The 17,660-nt window shown below is 70.0% G+C and carries 17 protein-coding genes and 1 pseudogene; 12 read left to right on the forward strand and 6 right to left on the reverse strand.

From position 1 onward, the window contains the following. Positions 1-3: 3 nt before the first annotated feature. Positions 4-168 (reverse strand): 50S ribosomal protein L33, encoded by a 165-nt coding sequence (gene rpmG / locus DKM19_RS36455; protein ID WP_110702151.1) that lies wholly within the window; start codon positions 166-168, stop codon positions 4-6. Positions 169-252: 84 nt separating this feature from the next. Between rpmG and DKM19_RS36460 the strand changes: the two genes are divergently transcribed. The 10 genes and pseudogenes from DKM19_RS36460 (at position 253) to DKM19_RS36505 (ending at position 10,453) form a co-directional block, all read left to right on the forward strand. After that, positions 253-1,404: a GTP-binding protein gene (locus tag DKM19_RS36460; protein ID WP_110702153.1), complete on the forward strand. Its 1,152-nt coding sequence runs from the start codon at positions 253-255 to the stop codon at positions 1,402-1,404. Continuing rightward, complete coding sequence (gene rpsR, locus DKM19_RS36465) at positions 1,401-1,625, forward strand: 30S ribosomal protein S18 (protein WP_110702155.1); 225 nt, start codon at positions 1,401-1,403, stop codon at positions 1,623-1,625. The genes DKM19_RS36460 and rpsR overlap by 4 nt, the downstream gene beginning before the upstream one ends. A 159-nt stretch (positions 1,626-1,784) precedes the next feature. Continuing rightward, entirely contained in the window at positions 1,785-2,309 is a 525-nt protein-coding gene (locus DKM19_RS36470; RefSeq protein ID WP_239513774.1) for a hypothetical protein, read from the forward strand. Positions 2,310-2,366: 57 nt separating this feature from the next. After that, a complete protein-coding gene (locus DKM19_RS36475) occupies positions 2,367-3,212 on the forward strand; it encodes a DUF4097 family beta strand repeat-containing protein (protein WP_110702160.1) in 846 nt (281 codons plus the stop codon). A 212-nt stretch (positions 3,213-3,424) separates the two neighbouring features. After that, positions 3,425-3,634, forward strand: coding sequence for a hypothetical protein (locus DKM19_RS36480; RefSeq protein ID WP_110702162.1), 210 nt, complete (start codon positions 3,425-3,427; stop codon positions 3,632-3,634). 415 nt (positions 3,635-4,049) lie between these two features. Continuing rightward, complete coding sequence (locus DKM19_RS36485) at positions 4,050-5,771, forward strand: sialidase family protein (RefSeq protein ID WP_162642032.1); 1,722 nt, start codon at positions 4,050-4,052, stop codon at positions 5,769-5,771. An 18-nt stretch (positions 5,772-5,789) separates the two neighbouring features. Next, positions 5,790-6,089: pseudogene (locus DKM19_RS36490) on the forward strand (Ada metal-binding domain-containing protein); the annotation flags it as partial. Between the two features lie 124 nt (positions 6,090-6,213). Next, a complete protein-coding gene (locus DKM19_RS36495) occupies positions 6,214-8,595 on the forward strand; it encodes a Tex family protein (protein WP_110702166.1) in 2,382 nt (793 codons plus the stop codon). Positions 8,596-8,743: 148 nt separating this feature from the next. Beyond that, complete coding sequence (locus DKM19_RS36500) at positions 8,744-9,265, forward strand: TrmH family RNA methyltransferase (protein WP_239513775.1); 522 nt, start codon at positions 8,744-8,746, stop codon at positions 9,263-9,265. Positions 9,266-9,532: 267 nt separating this feature from the next. Next, a complete protein-coding gene (locus tag DKM19_RS36505; RefSeq protein ID WP_204358395.1) occupies positions 9,533-10,453 on the forward strand; it encodes an alpha/beta hydrolase in 921 nt (306 codons plus the stop codon). A gap of 285 nt (positions 10,454-10,738) precedes the next feature. On the opposite strand, the gene DKM19_RS36510 is transcribed toward DKM19_RS36505, so the two are convergent. From DKM19_RS36510 to DKM19_RS36530, 5 genes are all read right to left on the reverse strand, one after another. Further along, positions 10,739-11,260 (reverse strand): GNAT family N-acetyltransferase, encoded by a 522-nt coding sequence (locus DKM19_RS36510; RefSeq protein ID WP_110706243.1) that lies wholly within the window; start codon positions 11,258-11,260, stop codon positions 10,739-10,741. Positions 11,261-11,428: 168 nt separating this feature from the next. Beyond that, on the reverse strand, positions 11,429-11,626 hold the full coding sequence (locus tag DKM19_RS36515) for a hypothetical protein (RefSeq protein WP_110702170.1): 198 nt from the start codon (positions 11,624-11,626) through the stop codon (positions 11,429-11,431). 389 nt (positions 11,627-12,015) lie between these two features. Beyond that, positions 12,016-13,458, reverse strand: a complete 1,443-nt coding sequence (locus DKM19_RS36520) for a WGR domain-containing protein (protein WP_110702172.1) — start codon at positions 13,456-13,458, stop codon at positions 12,016-12,018. Between the two features lie 202 nt (positions 13,459-13,660). Further along, positions 13,661-14,734 carry an AI-2E family transporter gene (locus DKM19_RS36525; RefSeq protein ID WP_110706244.1) on the reverse strand — a complete coding sequence of 358 codons (1,074 nt, stop codon included), beginning with the start codon at positions 14,732-14,734 and terminating at the stop codon, positions 13,661-13,663. Positions 14,735-14,860: 126 nt separating this feature from the next. After that, the gene (locus DKM19_RS36530; RefSeq protein ID WP_162642033.1) at positions 14,861-15,565 is read right to left on the reverse strand and encodes a DUF998 domain-containing protein; all 705 of its coding nucleotides are present in this window, start codon (positions 15,563-15,565) and stop codon (positions 14,861-14,863) included. A 491-nt stretch (positions 15,566-16,056) separates the two neighbouring features. On the opposite strand from DKM19_RS36530, the gene DKM19_RS36535 reads away from it, so the two are divergent. Beyond that, on the forward strand, positions 16,057-16,419 hold the full coding sequence (locus DKM19_RS36535) for a MerR family transcriptional regulator (RefSeq protein WP_110706245.1): 363 nt from the start codon (positions 16,057-16,059) through the stop codon (positions 16,417-16,419). Beyond that, complete coding sequence (locus DKM19_RS36540) at positions 16,416-17,396, forward strand: aldo/keto reductase (protein ID WP_110702176.1); 981 nt, start codon at positions 16,416-16,418, stop codon at positions 17,394-17,396. The genes DKM19_RS36535 and DKM19_RS36540 overlap by 4 nt, the downstream gene beginning before the upstream one ends. Positions 17,397-17,660 lie beyond the last annotated feature (264 nt).

Genomic DNA, 17,660 nt, shown 5'->3' on the forward strand with positions numbered 1-17,660 from the left:
GAGTTATCGGTCCTCTCGGAACAGAACGTGCTGGCGGGTGATCGGGTCGTACTTGGTGAGGGTGAGCCGGTCCGGGTCGTTGCGCCGGTTCTTACGGGTCACGTAGGTGTAGCCGGTGCCTGCGGTCGACCGCAGTTTGACCACGGGGCGGAGCTCGTTTCCGGCCAAGATCTGTTCCTCTCGGGGTTGCCTGCTGTGCAATGATACCGATAACGGTTTTCATACTTGCAACATTCCCGCTAGGAGGCCCCCGTGTCCACTCCCGTCGTTCTCGTCGCGGGCCTGCACGCTCAGGCCCGCACCACCGTCGTTGACAGGCTCCTGAAGGACCATCCGGGCGCCGTGTCCATCCACCACGACCTCCGCGAGGTCACCCGGGGCCGCGTCGAACGCGTCACCCGCGACGCCTCCGGCGTCGTCGACCGTGCGGAGGTACGGCTGGCGCACGGCTGCGTGACCTGCACGGTCCGCGAGGACCTCGTGCCCGAGCTGCTACGGCACGCGGCGACCGCGCCGCTGCTGATCGCCGAGCTGTGGGACTCGGTCGAGCCCCGCTCGGTGGCCGAGGCCCTGGACGGAGAGGAGATCCACGGCACCCTGCGGCTGACCTCCGTACTGACCGCCCTGGACGCCGAGCACATGCCGGTCGACATCTGCCGCGGCGACAGGCTCGCCGAGACGGGCAGGCGGGCGGCCTCGGGCGACGACCGCTACCTGGCCGAGGTCCTGGCCAGGCAGATCGAGTACGCCACCGGGCTGCTGATCCACGTGGGGGACGGCGACGACGAGGACGTCGAGCTCTCCCGCGCGGTGCTCGGCCACCTCGCGCCGACCACCCCGGCCTCCCTCACGCACGAGACCCCGCCGGCCGTCACCGGGCCCGCGCTCTGCGTCGACGAGCTCGCCGCCCGCGTCGACCCGGCCACCGCCCAGCTGCCCTGTGACTCCCAGACCGGGGAGATCAGCACGGTCGTGTGGCACCGGCTGCGCCCCCTGCACCCGGGACGCCTGTTCGAGGCCGTCGACGAGCTGGTCACCGAGTCGGTCCGCAGCCGCGGCCGGTTCTGGCTGGCCAACCGGCACACGAACATGCTCGCATGGGACGCCGTCGCCGGGATCGTCTCGGTCGAGGACGCGGGTCCCTGGCTGGCCGCCCTGCCCGAGGCCGCCTGGGAGATGATCTCCCCCGCGCGCCAGATGGCCGCCTCCCTCGACTGGTCGCCGATCATCGGGGACCGGGTCCAGCACCTGGTCTTCACCGGTCCCGAGCTCGACCGCGACCGCATCCACTCGCTGCTCGACTCCTGCCTGCTCACCCCGGAGGAGTCCGTCGCCGGCTCCGACGCCTGGAACGGCTACGACGATCCGTTCGCCCACATCCTCGACCTCAAGGAGACCGCGTGAAGTCCCTCCGCACCCCGCGCAAGAAGGCCAACCCCCTCCGGGGAGTGAGCTACATCGACTACAAGGACGTCGATCTGCTGCGGAAGTTCATCTCCGATCGCGGCAAGATCCGCAGCCGCCGCGTCACCGGCGTCACCGTCCAGCAGCAGAGGCGGCTCGCCACGGCCATCAAGAACGCCCGCGAGATGGCCCTGCTCCCCTACTCCTCCCGATCCAGATGAGCGAGTGTCCCTCCCGGACCAGACGAGCGAGGTGAGACACCGGACGGCGGGCGGCAGGAGCCTCTCCGAGCCACACCCGCCATCCACCTTCAACCCATCTTTCCCATTTTGACGTCATAAGGGTTGCCATGACGTCAAAATGACGTCATAGTAATGCCTATGGACGTCACGCCCTTTGTCGAGAATCTCCGCCGCGCACTGGCCGCGGCGGCGGCGGTCGCCGATTCCGAAACCCGTGCCGCCGTCGAGAACCTCACGACGGCACTGGACTCCGCCGTCCGCCTCACGCTCATCGACGCGCTCTCCGCGGCGGCCGACGAGGTCACCAGGGAGCTCGCCCCGGGCTCCGTGGAGGTACGGATCCGCAACCGCGAGCTTGAGTTCGTGGTGACGCCGCCGCCGAGCACGTCCGACACCTTCGCACCGGCGCCTCCGCTCCCGCCGATGCCGCCCGCTCCCCCCGAGCCGCCCCCGCTCCCCGGCGACGCGGGCACCGCGCGCATCACGCTGCGACTGCCCGAGCCGCTCAAGGGCCGCATCGAGGAGGCCTCGAGCCTGGAGGGCGTCTCGGTCAACGCCTGGCTCGTGCGGGCGGTGTCCACGGCCCTGGCTCAGCCCCCCCGCGACACCCGTGCCCCCCGCCCGCCCGTCATCGGAAAGCGCATCAGCGGCTGGGCCCGCTGACCTCCGCTCTTCCCACAATCCGCACGTCCCCCCGCAACCCGCAAGGGAGAGTTCGCCATGCCCGTCTTCCAGACTCCGGGACCCGTCGCCCTCCAGGTGAAGTTTCCCGCAGGCAATCTGCGGATCACCGCCACGCCGCGAGAGGACACCGTGGTCGAGGTACGACCCGCCAACCCGTCCAGATCCGCCGACGTCGAGGGCGCGGAGCAGATCCGCGTCGAACACCTTGACGGCACGATCTTCGTCACGGCGCCCGAGCAGCACCTGTCACGGGGCCCCGGCTCGAACCTGGAGATTCTCATCGGCCTGCCGGAGGGATCCCGGGTGGACTTCACCACCGCGTCCGTGGATGTCCGGATGACCGGGCGCCTGGGCGAGGTCACGGCCAAGAGCGCCTCCGGCGACACGTGGATCGACTGCTGCACCGGCCTCTCCGCCAATGCGGCCAGCGGTGACGTCACCTGTGACGTCACCGAGGGCGACGCCTGGGTGAAAACCGCCTCCGGAGACGTCAGCCTGCGGGACGTCCACGGTGAAGCGACGGTCACCACCGCCTCGGGCAGGTCCGAGCTCGGCACGGTCGGCGGCGCCGCCACCATCCGGACCGCCTCCGGGCGCTCCCGTATCCGGGCGGCCGGGGACTCCGTCCAGGCCAAAAGCGCCTCGGCCGACGTCACCGTCGAGTCCGTCATCCGTGGAAGCGTCGCAATCAACACCATCTCGGGCAACGTCGAGATCGGCGTCGTCCCGGGGACCAGCGCGTGGCTTGACGTCTCGTCGATGTCGGGCGGTGTCGGCTCCTCCCTCGACCAGGCCGACCAGCCGACCGACAGCGGAGAGCAGGTCGAGATCCACGCCCACACCCTGAGCGGCGACATCTCCATCATCCGCGCGCGCTCCTGACACGAACGGCGACATCTCCATCATCCGCGCGCGCTCCTGACACGAACGGCGACATCTCCATCATCCGCGCGCGCTCCTGACACGAACGGCGACATCTCCATCGTCCGCCCCCGTTCCCGACACCGAACGGCGACACCTCTTCACCGCCCGCGTTCCCAGCACGAACAGCGACGCCCCTCATCCAGCCGCATTCCCCAAAGAGGAGACCCACGATGAACGACATACAGGCCTACGCCCTCCACCAGCAGAAGCACACCGAGATGATCGCCGAGGCGGAGGCCCGGCGCGTGACGCCCAGACGCTCCGGCACCTCCCGCCGGCTGGCGGCCCGGGCCCTTCACCAGCTCGCCGACCGGATCAGCCCGGAGCCCTCCCGCGGCCACGGCCATCGTCCCGTCCCCCGCGTACCGACGACGGTGTAGCTCCGCCCCCACATACCGGCGAAGGTACGGCTCCGCCCTCGCGAACCGACGACGATATGGCTTCACCCCCGGCGCCGACGGCGGTACGGCTCCGCCTCTGCTGACCGACGAAGGCGCAGTTGCGCCTCTGCTGACCGATGACGGTGCAGCTTCGCCCCACGGACCGACGACCGTACGGCTCCGCCTCTGCGGACCGACGAAGGTACAGTTTCGCCTCTGCTGACCGATGACCGATGACCGTACAGCTTCGCCCCGGCACCGATGGCAGTGCCGCTTCGCCCGCTGGGACCTTCCGCTCCGCGCGGGCCGGGATGTTCCGAACCCCGTACGACGGACGCGTGAGCGCCATCCTCCGGCAACCTCCCGTCCATCTCCCACCGGTTCGCTGTGATCCATGTCATGGCCGGATAGCGATGTGGTCGGATCGGACGTCACTCTCCCCTTCACCGTCTACGGCAAGGTGGACAGAGGGCCGGGCGGCGAGCTCGCCCACGAGGGAAACCGGGTCCCCGACATCGTCGCCCTGGACGACCGGCGGCTGGTGGTCGGCTGGCGAGCCGGGGTTCGGGACGAACGAGACTCCGCGCCGACGGACCAGGGCTCCATCATGTGCGCCCGATCGGGCGACGGCGGCAAGAGCTGGACCGTGAGCACGCTCGCCGCGGCCACCGCCACCCATCGCTACCACTATGTGATCTTCCTCAACGACGCGGGCACCCTCTACGCGCTGCTCGGCCAGATCGTGATCGACCGGGACCGGGACCGGGAAGGCGGCGTCGACGGCTTCCCCACCTCGATGGTGGTCAGGAGGAGCACCGACGACGGCCGCACATGGACCGACTTCCCCGTCACCGTCGACGTGCCGGACAACGGCCGGGGAGTGGTCGTCGCCGGGAAACCGGTGAGATCCGGCGGCCTGTGGCTGGTGCCGTACTGGCGGCACTCCGGCACCACGACCAGGGCGGGCGTGCTGCGCTCTGCCGACCTCCGCACCTGGACCTCCGGCGGCCTCGCGGAGAACCCGCCGGGCGTGGCGATCGAGGAGCCGCAGCTCGCCGTCTCCCAGGACGACCCCGGGACGCTGGTCATGGTGACCCGGACGCTGAACCTGACCCAGGGCACCTCGGCCGCCGCACGCGACGCCTACTACCGGGCCAACGCGGCCCACTGCGCCACGGCGACCAGCACCGACGCCGGGCTGACCTGGTCACCGATGACGCTGGACGAGAACCTGCCCAACTACTACGTCAAGACGTTCTTCACCCGGGACACGGCCGGCCGCTACCTGGCGATCTTCAACACCCTGGCGGGGCCCTTCACCGGCGCCTCGGCGAGCAAACCCGACCAGTACCGCGAGGTCCTCTACTACAAGGTCAGGCGGCCCGGCGAACCCTGGGAGCCGGGGCGGCTCTTCGCCGACGGCGCCCGGCTGACGAGCGGCGCCGCGCGGGGCTGGGACGTTTATGCCAGCGCCGACGAATACGAACCGGGCCGGTTCTTCGTCGTCTGGGAGCACAACCAGACCAATATCAAGGTCGCCAGGCTCGACATCTCCCAGCCCATCAATGACGCCCCCCTCGCCGAGGGCGACTGGACCACCGGCGGCGCGACCACGGACGGCTGGGTGCTGAGCGGCGGCGCGCGGGTCACCGGCGGCGGGCTCCGCCTCAGGAGCGCCGGGGCCGGATCCTGCAGCGCGTCGTTCGGTCTCGACGTCTCCAGGGGCTGCGACTTCACCCTGGAGTTCCGGGGCCGGGTGAACGACGACAGCGCGCTGGACCCGCGCACCGGCAGCGGCGTCTGCTCTGGTGTGAAGGTGTCCAACGGCGCCAGGCGGCTCATGCTGACGGTCCAGAAGAGCGGCGTCTGGAGCATGTGCAAGGGCTCCGCCGTCTGGGAGAAGATCTACTCGTCGAGTACGGCGGGGCAGCCCGCGACCTGGAAGGTGCGGGTGGACAGCTCCGGGGTGGCCCGCCTGTTCCGCGACGACACCGACACCGGGGCGACCTGGGTGATCCAGGACAGCAGGGAGAGGCCGCAGCTCACGCACTGGGTGACCGGCACCCCCGGCGGCAACGCCGCCGAGGCCACCCTCGAATGGACCCGTCTCACACCCGCTCTGGACGAGACCCGGTAGCACTTCCGCATGACCGGCATGCGTATCGATGTGGACCGCTGCGTGCGGGCCGTTCACTCCAGAGACGCCCGGTTTGACGGCTGGTTCTTCACCGCGGTGGTGACCACTCGGATCTACTGTCGGCCGAGCTGCCCGGGAGTACCGCCGAAAGTGGAGAACATGCGGTTCTATCCCAGTGCCGCCGCCGCGCAGCAGGCCGGGTTCCGAGCGTGCGAACGGTGCCGGCCCGATGCCGGCCCGGGATCGCCGCAGTGGAACACGCGCGCCGACGTGGTGGCGCGGGCGATACGGCTGATCGCCGACGGGGTCGTCGACCGCCTGCCGCCCGCCACCGTGGCCTGACCTCCTTGCTCTCCGACCGGCCCGATGTCGGGGCGACGCGGTAGCTTGGTGGCTCTCACCAAGGCTGCGTGACAGCCGCCACCGCAGAGGAAGCAGGATCGTGACGACGTCTATTCATCAGCGGATCGCCGAAGAGCTCGGTGTGCGCGAGCGACAGGTGCAGGCGGCGGTGGATCTGCTCGACGGCGGGTCCACCGTGCCGTTCATCGCCCGCTACCGCAAGGAAGCCACCGAGATGCTCGACGACACGCAGTTGCGCACGCTCGAGGAGCGGCTGCGCTATCTGCGGGAGCTTGAGGAACGGCGCACCGCGATCCTGGAGTCGATCCGCGGTCAGGGCAAGCTCGACGACGTCCTGGAAGCCCAGATCATGGCGGCCGACTCCAAGGCCCGGCTGGAGGACATCTACCTTCCCTTCAAGCCCAAGCGGCGGACCAAGGCGCAGATCGCCAGGGAGGCGGGGCTCGAACCTCTCGCCGACGGTCTCCTCGCCGACCCGTCGGTCGACCCGCAGGCCGCGGCGGCCGCCTTCGTCGGCGAGGAGGTCGCCGACGCCGCGGCCGCGCTGGACGGAGCGCGGGCGATCCTGGTCGAGCGGTTCGGCGAGGACGCCGACCTGGTCGGGGAGCTGCGCGAGCGGATGTGGACGAAGGGCCGCCTGCTCTCGGCGGTCCGCGAGGGCAAGGAGGCGGAGGGGGCCAAGTTCTCCGACTACTTCGACTTCGCCGAGCCGTTCGCCAAGCTGCCCTCCCACCGGATCCTGGCGATGTTCCGGGGCGAGAAGGAGGAGATCCTCACTCTCACCCTGGAGCCCGAGGCGGAGCCCACCGGCACCTACGAGGGGCGCATCGCCTACCGCTTCGGCATCGCGGACCAGGGACGGCCCGCCGACAAGTGGCTGACCGACACGGTCCGCTGGGCCTGGCGCACCCGCATCCTCGTGCATCTCGGCATCGACCTGCGGATGCGGATGTGGCAGGCCGCCGAGGACGAGGCGGTGCGCGTGTTCGCCGCCAACCTGCGCGACCTGCTGCTCGCCGCCCCCGCCGGAAGCCGCACGACCATGGGGCTGGACCCCGGCCTGCGCACCGGGGTGAAGGTGGCGGTGGTCGACGCGACCGGAAAGGTGCTGGGCACCGACACGATCTACCCTCACGAGCCGCGCCGGCGCTGGGACGAGTCGCTCGCCACGCTGGCCGCTCTCGCCAAGACCCACAACGTGGAGCTGGTCTCGATCGGCAACGGCACCGCGTCGCGGGAGACCGACAAGCTCGCGGGCGAGCTGGTGAAGCTGGTCCCCGGACTGACCAAGATCGTGGTGTCGGAGGCCGGGGCCTCGGTCTACTCCGCCTCGGCCTTCGCCTCGCAGGAACTGCCCGGCATGGACGTGTCGCTGCGCGGGGCCGTCTCGATCGCCCGGCGGCTCCAGGACCCGCTGGCCGAGCTCGTCAAGATCGACCCCAAGTCGATCGGCGTCGGCCAGTACCAGCACGACCTCGCCGAGACCAAGCTCTCCCGCTCGCTCGACGCCGTGGTGGAAGACTGTGTGAACGCGGTGGGCGTCGACGTCAACACCGCCTCCGCCCCGCTGCTCACCCGGGTGTCGGGCATCGGCTCGGGCCTCGCGGAGAACATCGTCCAGCACCGCGACACCAACGGCCCGTTCCGTTCCCGCAAGGCGCTCAAGGACGTGGCCAGGCTCGGGCCCAAGGCCTTCGAGCAGTGTGCGGGCTTCCTGCGCATCCGCGGGGGCGACGATCCTCTCGACGCCTCCAGCGTGCACCCCGAGGCATACCCCGTGGTGCGGCGCATCCTCAAGGTCACCAGCGGCGACATCGCGACGTTGATCGGCAACGGCACGGTGCTGCGGGGCCTGCGTCCGCAGGAGTTCGTGGACGACACCTTCGGACTGCCGACCGTCACCGACATCCTGACCGAGCTGGAGAAGCCCGGTCGCGACCCGCGTCCGGCCTTCAAGACCGCCACCTTCATGGAAGGTGTGGAGAAGCTCTCCGACCTCAAGCCGGGCATGCTGCTGGAGGGTGTGGTCACCAACGTCGCCGCCTTCGGCGCGTTCGTCGACGTCGGCGTGCACCAGGACGGTCTGGTCCACGTCTCGGCGCTGTCGCACAACTTCGTCAAGGATCCGCGAGAGGTGGTCAAGCCCGGTGACATCGTCCGGGTGAAGGTGCTCGACATCGACATCCCGCGCAAGCGCATCTCGCTCACCCTGCGACTGGAGGACGAGGTCGCCAAGGGCGCCGGCCAGCGCGACCAGCAGGGTGACGGCGCTGGCGGTGGCGGCGCTCGACGCGGTGGTGGCGGCGGACGGCCCGAGGGCGGCAAGGCGGGCGGCCAGCAGCAGGGGCGCGGCGACCGGCAGCGGCAGGACCGCGGCGGCCAGCAGCGCAACGCTCCGAGCGGCGCGATGGCCGACGCGCTGCGCCGTGCCGGGCTCGACGGCCCCGACAAGAAGCGCTAGGACGCCTCCTGCGGCTGCCGCCTTCACGCGGCGGCAGCCGCAGGGTTACCCTGAGGGCGAGATCACTTCGTCGATGGTCCGGGCGCACCGCTGAAGCGCTCATCACCATGATTCCTGTCACGTGCGCGGAGGTCTTCCGCGAGCGGCTGTGAACGGCCCCGCCATCCGGGTTCGCACCCGCAAGGACCTACGGGCGACGCGTCGCCCGCGTCCGCCTCGCTGCCTCGGGCACCTGTACATCGCACCCCTGTGGCCGATGCACGGGCTCAATCTCGGGACCCTGCTGCGGACCTGTGACGCGGTCGGCGCGTGCATGGCCGTACCTCGCCTGTCGTGGGTTCCCGAAGCCCTGGAGAGGGGCAACACCCTGCGCAAACCGGCCTGCGTGCACTGGGTGCGGGATCCGCTGACCTGGCTCGCCGATCAGCGTTCCGCCGGCGGCCACGTCCTCGGAGTGGAGCTGGCGGAGGAGGCCGTCCGTCTCGCCGATCTGCCCATGGCCCGCCGCCCCACGGTCGCGGTCCTCGGTCACGAGCGTGACGGCATCCCGCCGGAGGCCCTCGACCTCCTTGAGACCGTGGTGGAGATTCCGATGATCGGCACCGGAGCCAGCCTGAACGTGGCCGTCGCCGGATCGCTGGTCCTCTACAAACTCGCCGGATTCGTTTGAAGCCCGTGATTGACGGATCCGCCGACCTCACCTGAAGCCCGTGCTCTGCGAACCCGCCGGGTGCGGCGGTGGCTGTCACATGCCCGGGACGCGACCGGAACGTCCGTCTTCTCGGGAGGGCCGACGAACAGACACGGCACCGTCCGGTCTCCCTTTCATGGCGAGAGTCGATCACTCACAGCTACTTCACCCTGACAGCGCGGCTCCGGATGGAGGGCTTACTGTGGATTCTGGCCTGGTACATAGCACGTAATCAGGGAGATATCGGTGAATATAGATCGAGAAGACATCGAGTTCGACGCCGAGGGCGTGACGCTGCGTGGCTGGTTCTACCCGGCGGCCGGTGGCGGACGGCGCGCCCCGTGCGTGGTCCTGGCACACGGCTGGGCGTCGACGAAGGAGATGTACCTCGACGACTTCGCCGCGGTGTTCGCCGCCGCGGGCCTGGCCTCGGTGGTGTTCGATTTCCGGGGGTTCGGCGCCTCCGACGCGGCCGCCGGCAAGCCCCGGCGCGAGATCGATCCCTGGGAGCAGATCCGCGACTACCAGCACGCGATCACCTATGCGGGGAACCGCCCGGATGTCGACGCCGACCGCATCGGCCTGTGGGGAACGAGTTACTCCGCCGGGCACGCGTTCGCGGTCGCGGCGATGGACCGGCGCGTCAAGGCGATCGTCGGGCAGACACCGTTGATCAGCGGTCGCCGCACTTTCGAGGCCTTCGTCCGCGCGGACATCGTCAATCCGGCGCTCGAACTGCTCGCCACCGACCGCGCCGCCCGGGCCAGAGGGGAGACGCCGGGCATGATTCCGGTGGTCACCAAGGACCCGACCGCGATGGCGGCGCTGCCCACCGCCGAGTCCTACGCGTACTTCACCATCGCGCGGCGAGATCGCAATCCCGCCTGGCTCAACGAGGTGACGCTGCGGAGCATGGAGCACATGTACGGCTACGAGCCGGGCCCGTACCTGCCCAAGATCAGCCCCACGCCACTGCTGATGGTGGTGGCGCCGTACGACCGGCTGACTCCCGGGGAGTGGGCGCTGGCCGCGTACGAGACGGCGGCGCAGCCCAAGAAGCTGGTCATGTTGCCCGGGGGACACTTCAGCGTCTACACCGGCGAGAGTTTCAAGCTCGCCTCGTCCGCCGCCCGAGACTGGTTCGCCGAGCATCTCCTCGCGAGATAGCTCGCCTCGGCCGCCGCCCGCGGCTGGTTCACCGAGCGTCTCCTCGCGGGAGAGCCTGCCTTTCCCTCACCGCCGGCGACTGCCCCCCGCTCCTCAGGTCCGGTCGCGGGCCGTGCCCGACCCGGCGAACTCGGTCTGGCACCGTCCTTGCCGGATCTCCTCACCCCGGTCAGGCCCGTCCCGGCGGACTCGGTCTGGCACCGTCCCGGCCGGATCTCCTCACCCCGGTCAGGCCCGTCCCGGCGGAACCGGTCTGACGCCATCTCTGCCGGATGCCCTCACCTGTCAGGAGAAATCCGCGGCGAGCAGTCCGAACAGCGCCTCGTCGACAAAGGCGCCGGCCACCCAGGCGTGGTCGCGCAGCGTACCCTCGCGCCGGAAGCCGACCTTCTCCGCGGAGGCGATCATCGCGGCGTTGGTGGCGAGCGTCTCCAACCCCACCCGGTGCAGGCCGCGGATCCGGAAGGCGTAGTCGCACAGCAGCCACAGCACGCCGGGGGCGTATCCGCGGCCCCGGGCCTCCGCGAGCAGCGTGATGCCCAGGTGCCCGTTGCGGTTGAGGGTGTCGATCCCCCAGACCGAACCGGACCCGAGCAACTCACCGGAGAGCGACTCGACGGCGAAGCCGACGTTGGCCGGGTCGGGCTCCTGGTGCTCGTATCGGGCGATGGCCTGCTCGACCGTCTCGGGGACCCACGGCGCCACCATGGCGCCGGCCGCGGTCTCCACGTCGTCGTGTATCCGGTGCAAGGCGATCACGTCGTCCTTGGTGATCGCCCTCAGCAGAACCCTGTCGCCACGAAGCATGGTCGGCACCCTAGCGCCCCACGGGCCGGGCGGCCCGTCCGGCTCCCCCTTCTCACCGCCGAGGCGGCTCCAGGCGGTTCCCTCTTCTCGCCGTCAGGACGGCTCCGGGCGGGAGGCCTTGGTCTCCCGCCCGGGAGGCCGTGGTCTCCGCAGCCGACGCGAACGGGCTCAGGAACGGCGGCGGATGCGCAGCACGGCGGGAACGGCGAGGAGGAGTCCGACGATGAGCACGACCAGGCCGATCCAGACCCACTGGCCGGCGCCGCTCATGGCGCTGCCGCCCACGTAACCGAGGCCCTGTAGCGCCCAGAGCCCGCCCATCAGGATGAGTACTACGCCAACGACGATCGGGAGCCAGGTCTTCATCGCACACCGGTCCTGTGGTTGCGGAGATCACGGAGCAGGGTTCTGGGCGCCTGCCGGTCGCATCGATCGGCCGGATCGTGATTCCGGCCGATGTTCATGTGGGGGATCCTACGAGCACGACCACCGCGCTCCCCGAACCGGGGTGCCGTCTCCGCTTGGGGTCTCGGGACCCCGAAGCGCCACGGTCGCGCCGGCTCGCCGGTTTCTCCTCACCGCCCGGGCGAGGAGGAGAAACCGGAGCGTGGCCGATGCCTTCCGGGCCACGCCCTTCTCAGGCAGGCGGTGAGGACAGCCGGAGCCTTCCTCCTCGCATGGGCGGGGAGAACCAGCCAGAGCGTGGCCCATGTCGTCCGGGCCGTCCCTCTCCTCGCGTAGGCGGTGAGGACATGTCACAGCAGGCGGCGGATGTCCCCGTACGCCCGGTAGAAGCCACCCCGCTCGGAGAAGCGGACGCCCTCGACGAGGTAGCGGACTCCGGCTTCGCGCACCCCCTTGGGGAACTGCACGTTCCGCATCGAGTCGTAGCCCTCGCTGACGACCCGCACCCGGAGCCGCTCCCCCTCCCGGAAGCACTCCACCACCACGCCGCCGTCGGTGCGGGAGACGGTGTCCAGGACGACGGTCTCCAGCACGGCGGTCGGCTCCACCATGGCCAGACCGGCCGCCGCCTTGACGTCCATCACCTCGGGAACGGTTCCCGCCTGGGCCGCCCTGATCGCCTCCTCGGTGGCGTCGATGCAGGCCAGGGTGCCGTCGGTGGTCACGATGTAGAGGCGGTCGTCGAGATACTGCATGGAGAAGGCCGAACCGCAGCCGGTGGCCAGCTTCCACAGGCGCTCACCGCCCTGGTCGAAGCAGTACACCGAGGAGTGGCTGTCCCCGGCGAAGACGTAGCGGCCGTCGGGGGCGGTGGCGCAGGAGAAGACGGCGGCGTCACAGCGGTAGACCGCCTCGGTGGCGCCGTCCGACTTGCGGAGCCGGTGCACGTCCGCGCGCGACGTGCCGGCGTAGACCGAACCGGACTCCTGCCAGCCGAACAGCACCGCGCCGTTGAGGCTCGTCTCCCAGACCGGTGCGCCGTCGTCGGCGTCGTAGCGGGCCACCCCGGTGGAGTGGCCGTGGTAGACGGCCTCGTCGTCGCAGCGGACCATCCAGGCAGCGTCTCCCCTGCCCTTGCGCGACCACTGGAACTCGTCCTCGTGGTCGATGGTGGTGATCCGGCCCGCCCGGTCGGAGACGCCCAGCACCCCGTCGTGGATGTCCAGCCAGTAGATGTCGACGTCCTCGGCGATCTCGTAGGCGAGCCGGGGGACCTTCCCGCTGAGGTCGTAGACCTTGCCGTCGTCGGCGCCCGCGTAGATCCAGAAGTCGTCGGCGACGATGCACTTCACCCCGTCGGGCAGCCGGAAGCGGCCGGTGACGGTGCCGCCGTGGGTGACGGTGTAGACGTCGCCGTTCTGGTTGCCGACCCAGCAGCGCTCTTCGTCCACGAAGATGCCGAACGCCGCCGCACCGCTGGCGAAGCGCCACAGCACCGGCGCCTGGGTCGCGGTGGAGCGGACGCTCTCCACGCTGCGCCGGGTGACCGTACGGCGCTGGCGCACTCCCCGGACGGCCGGGGCATAGCCCTTGCGGACCTTCTCGCTGATCTTCTTCGCCGCGGCGGCCGCGGCCTTCTCCTCCGTGGCGAAGGCCGACGCCTTGGCCTGCCCGCTCTCACCGATCCGGCCGTAGCTGATCGTCACCTGGGTCCCGTCGAGCACGACCTCGTAAAACTTGTGCGAGTTTCCGCCGTCCTCGGACAGCTCCAGATACGTGCTCCGCGGGGCCATGCCACACCTCTCCGTCGATCGACTTTTCGGGAGCGTACGGCAGGCGTGTGACAAATCCAGAAACGTTGATATCAATGTCGATCACTATCCGATCAGGCGACGCATGCCGATCGATCCCGCGCCCGTCGCGCCGACCATGAGACGTTCCCCATGAACGAATTCGGGACTTCCAGGCCGGGTGGGACGGGCGGACCCCCCGTCCTCATGTCTTCGCGGGCGGCGGGCCCGCGTCCTCCCGACGGTGACGGATCAACGCGACGACGACCGAGGTCACCGGGGCGGCCAGGAAGGTGCCCACGATCCCGCCCAGGACACCGCCCAGCGCGATGGAGATCAGAATGACCGCGCTCGGCAGATCGAGCGCCCTGCCGTAGATCTGTGGCGCGAGCACGTGCCCCTCGAGTTGCTGAACGAGCAGGGTGACCGCGACCACGATCAGCGCCACCAGCCAGCCCTTGGACACAAAGGCCACGACCGCTGCCAGCAGGCCCGCCGTGAACGCGCCCACCACGGGAAGGAACGCCCCGGCGAACGTCAGCACAGCCAGCGGCAGGGCGATCGGCACACCGAGGATCCACAGCGCGATCCCGATGAAGAACCCGTCGACCAAACCGACGATCGCCACTCCGCGAATGTAACGGCCGATGACGTCGAAGATCACCTTTCCGCTGTCCCGCAGGGCCGGCCCGGTCCCCCTGGGCGCCAGATCGGTGATCCACCGGACAAGACGGTCACCGCTGTGCACGAAGTAAACGGACAAGATCATGGCGAGCACCAGTCCCACCAGGATCTCCCCGACGGTGTGCACGCCCGCCAGGGCTCCGCTGGCGATCTTCCCACCCTGCGTGCTCAGGTACTGCTTGGCCTGGTCGAACAGCTCCGAGCTTCTCTGTTCACTCAGGCCGAAGAACGACGCCAGCGACTGCAGGTCGCCGACCACCTTGCCGAAACTCTTTCCCAGCTCGGCCACGCCGTTGACCGTGGACGGCACGAGCAGCGCGACGAACGCCGCCAGGAGGAGGAACCCTCCCAGACACACGACGACGGTGGCGAGCGCCCGGCTCAGCCCGTGCCTCCCGAGCCATCGATACGGCGGCAGCAGAAGCGTGGTGATGACCACCCCGAGGAGAATGGGGAGGGCGACCGCCCGGACGAGGTAGATGCCCCACAGGATCACCGCCACCAGCGCGATGATCCCGAGCAGCCGCCACGCCGTGTCGCCCGCTCGCCGCAGTCCACTGTCCCCTGCCGCCACGGAACCGGTGCGATCCCCCATGCCGGGCACCTTCCCCGAGCAGATCACCGGCAACCGTTCCGAGCTGGGCGGATATGAGTCCACCGGAACCTCGGACGGTGTTCGCGACCGGTCCGCGTGGCCTCCGGGAGCGGAGCCGGCCGAGCATCACAGCGAGCGGCCGATCGCTGAGACGTCAGGTCCGCGGTCGGTCGAGCACTCGGTTGCCGAGACGTCGGATCCGCGGCCGGCAGGTGTCAACCGAACCCGCTCCATCACGGCCAGCATCGCCAGCACCGTCACCTCGAAACTCACCAGCAGCCGCTGGGTCACTCCGGCCGGGATCTCCTCATTGGTCAGGTCGATGCCGAACATCCGCACGACATAGGGGATGACCACGGTGACCAGGACGCCCAGGGACGCCAGGCTCAGCAGCCGCACCCACCGGGCGCAGGGGCCGGCCGAGCGCCGCCGGGCCAGGAGCAGGCCCGCGACCGGCATCGTCAGGAAGGCCACGAACGCCGCGTACCGGTGGATGCCGCCGGACATCGACAGCGGCACGCCGGGCTCGTCGGTGGGGAAGGCGCCGATCAGCAGCATGCACAGGCCCCAGAGCCCGACCAGCAGCGCGGCCCTGCGGTCCTCGCCGCGCCGGGCCAGCAGGACCGCGATGACCGTCGCGGCCACGGCGAAGAGGGTGAGGGAGACGGGCAGCAACCAGCCGTCCGCCTCGAACGCGTACTCACTGATCACGGTGTGCACCGGATCGAGGCCCGTGACCACGTGCAGCCCGAGCATTGTCACGGCACCGGCACCGATCGCCGCGTAGCCGCCGAGGATCATCCTGGACCCCGAAATCGCCTGACTTGCCATGTCTTTAACCATGGCGACGGCCAAGATCACGGAATATCCGAAATGGCCCCCAACCACCCCTGACGGACCCCGGAGGAGCCCCGAGAGCGGGTAGGGCGATCAGGAAGGGGGCGCCCGCCGTACCACACCCGTGAGCTGCGCGAAGACGGGCGATGGTAGAGCGTGCCCCCTCAGGGTCCTCACCTGAAGCGCCTCTCGGCGTCCCCGCTTATCGTGCCCCTCGGGGTCCCCGCCTGAGATGCCCCGAAGTAGCCGCCTGACGTGCCCTCAAGGTCACCGTCTGGCGTGCCTCCGGTCACTGTCCGGCGTGCCCCCCTCAGGGGACCCGTCCGATGTGGCTCCCGGAGTCACCGCCTCACCGTGTGCGCACCCCCTCGGACTTCCCGTATGACGCCGTCACCCGGGCTTCCCGCAGGGCGTCGCTCCTCGGGCTCTCCGTACGGGGGACCCGGTTTGACTTCGAGTGCGCTCTAAGGCGCAAGGTTGTGCATATGGGGATGACCATCCAGGAGGCCTCGCGCAAATCGGGGCTGAGCGCGCACACCTTGCGCTATTACGAGCGCATCGGGCTCATCCACGCGGTGGACCGGAACATGAACGGGCACCGCAGCTACACGGAGCCCGATCTGAGCTGGCTCGACTTCCTCACCAGGCTGCGATCGACCGGCATGCCCATAGCGGACATGTGCCGATACGCCGAGCTGCGCAGGCAGGGTCCGGAGACCTTCGCCACCCGGCGACGACTGCTGGAGGCCCACCGGGAGCGGGTCCGGGCCCAGATCTCGCAGCTCGCCGGGGACCTGGAGATCCTCGACCACAAGATTGACTTCTACAACGCTCGGGAGAACGAATGAACAGGCGCCGTCTCGGCCAGAAGGGCCCGGAGGTCTCGGCCATCGGGCTCGGCTGCATGGGAATGTCGGAATTTTACGGCGAGGCCGACGAGGCCGAGTCGATCGCGGTCATCCACCACGCCCTCGACCTCGGCGTGAACTTCCTGGACACCGCCGACCAGTACGGCAGGGGCCACAACGAGGAGCTGGTCGGCCGGGCGATCGCCGATCGCAGGGACGAGGTGGTGCTGGCCACCAAGTTCGGCATAGTCCGGAGCGAGGACCCGGCTTTCCGCGGTGTCGACGGCAGCCCCGACTACGTGAGGAAGGCCGCCGACGCCTCGCTCCAGCGGCTGGGCCTGGACCACATCGACCTGTACTACCTGCACCGCCGCGACCCGAAGGTGCCCATCGAGGACACCGTCGGCGCGATGGGCGAGCTGGTCGCCGCGGGCAAGGTCGGCCAGATCGGCCTGTCGGAGGTGAGCGCGGAGACTTTGAGGAAGGCCCACGCCACCCATCCGATCGCCGCCCTGCAGAGCGAGTACTCGCTGTTCACCCGCGGGCTGGAGGCGGAGATCCTGCCGACCGCCCGGGAGCTGGGCATCGCGCTGGTGGCCTACTCGCCGATCAGCCGAGGGCTGCTGAGCGGCAAGCTCGCCCCGGTCGAGGAGCTGCCGGACGACGACTTCCGCAAGCACCAGCCCCGCTTCACCGGGGAGAACGCGGTGCGCAACAACGCACTCGTCGCGGAGGTCCTCAAGATCGCCGAAGAGGTGGGCTGCACCCCTGCCCAGCTCTCCCTGGCATGGCTGCTCGCCCAGGGCGAGGACGTCATCCCGATCCCGGGCACCAAGCGGCTGCGCTATCTGGAGGAGAACGCGGCGGCGGCCGACGTCACGCTGACCTCCGCCCAGCTCGCCGCGCTCGACGCCGCCGTGCCCGCCGGGGCCGTGGCGGGCGACCGCTACGCGAACATGTCCTCCGTGGAGAAGTGACCAACCGGCCCGGCCCGCCGGGATGCGGGCCGGGCCGCCAGACCCGTCAGGGTGCAGGCCAACCGGCCCGGCCCGTCAGGGTGCGAGCCGGGCGGCGATCGGCCGCCGAACGAGGTGCCGGTCCCGGCCGGGGCCCGCCGGGGCGCGGGCTCCGACCTGCCGCACTCCGACCTGCCCTATCCCGTCGGGCCGGACGAAAGGTTCGCCCCGTCTTCATCCTCTTGACCTTTGATCATGCCGGCCCGTAAGGATGCCGTAATCGTC

It is taken from the genome of Streptosporangium sp. 'caverna', from assembly GCF_003203775.1.
In the GTDB taxonomy this organism is placed as follows: Bacteria; Actinomycetota; Actinomycetes; order Streptosporangiales; family Streptosporangiaceae; genus Streptosporangium; species Streptosporangium subroseum.

Bases quoted from the DNA above. Each gene is read 5' to 3' on its own strand.
- DKM19_RS36520 (WP_110702172.1), bottom strand. From the start codon at position 13,458: ATGGCCCCGCGGAGCACGTATCTGGAGCTGTCCGAGGACGGCGGAAAC.
- DKM19_RS36470 (WP_239513774.1), top strand. From the start codon at position 1,785: ATGGACGTCACGCCCTTTGTCGAGAATCTCCGCCGCGCACTGGCCGCG.
- DKM19_RS36510 (WP_110706243.1), bottom strand. From the start codon at position 11,260: ATGCTTCGTGGCGACAGGGTTCTGCTGAGGGCGATCACCAAGGACGAC.
- DKM19_RS36540 (WP_110702176.1), top strand. From the start codon at position 16,416: ATGAACAGGCGCCGTCTCGGCCAGAAGGGCCCGGAGGTCTCGGCCATC.
- DKM19_RS36480 (WP_110702162.1), top strand. From the start codon at position 3,425: ATGAACGACATACAGGCCTACGCCCTCCACCAGCAGAAGCACACCGAG.
- DKM19_RS36535 (WP_110706245.1), top strand. From the start codon at position 16,057: ATGGGGATGACCATCCAGGAGGCCTCGCGCAAATCGGGGCTGAGCGCG.
- DKM19_RS36515 (WP_110702170.1), bottom strand. From the start codon at position 11,626: ATGAAGACCTGGCTCCCGATCGTCGTTGGCGTAGTACTCATCCTGATG.
- DKM19_RS36530 (WP_162642033.1), bottom strand. From the start codon at position 15,565: ATGGCAAGTCAGGCGATTTCGGGGTCCAGGATGATCCTCGGCGGCTAC.
- DKM19_RS36525 (WP_110706244.1), bottom strand. From the start codon at position 14,734: ATGGGGGATCGCACCGGTTCCGTGGCGGCAGGGGACAGTGGACTGCGG.
- DKM19_RS36475 (WP_110702160.1), top strand. From the start codon at position 2,367: ATGCCCGTCTTCCAGACTCCGGGACCCGTCGCCCTCCAGGTGAAGTTT.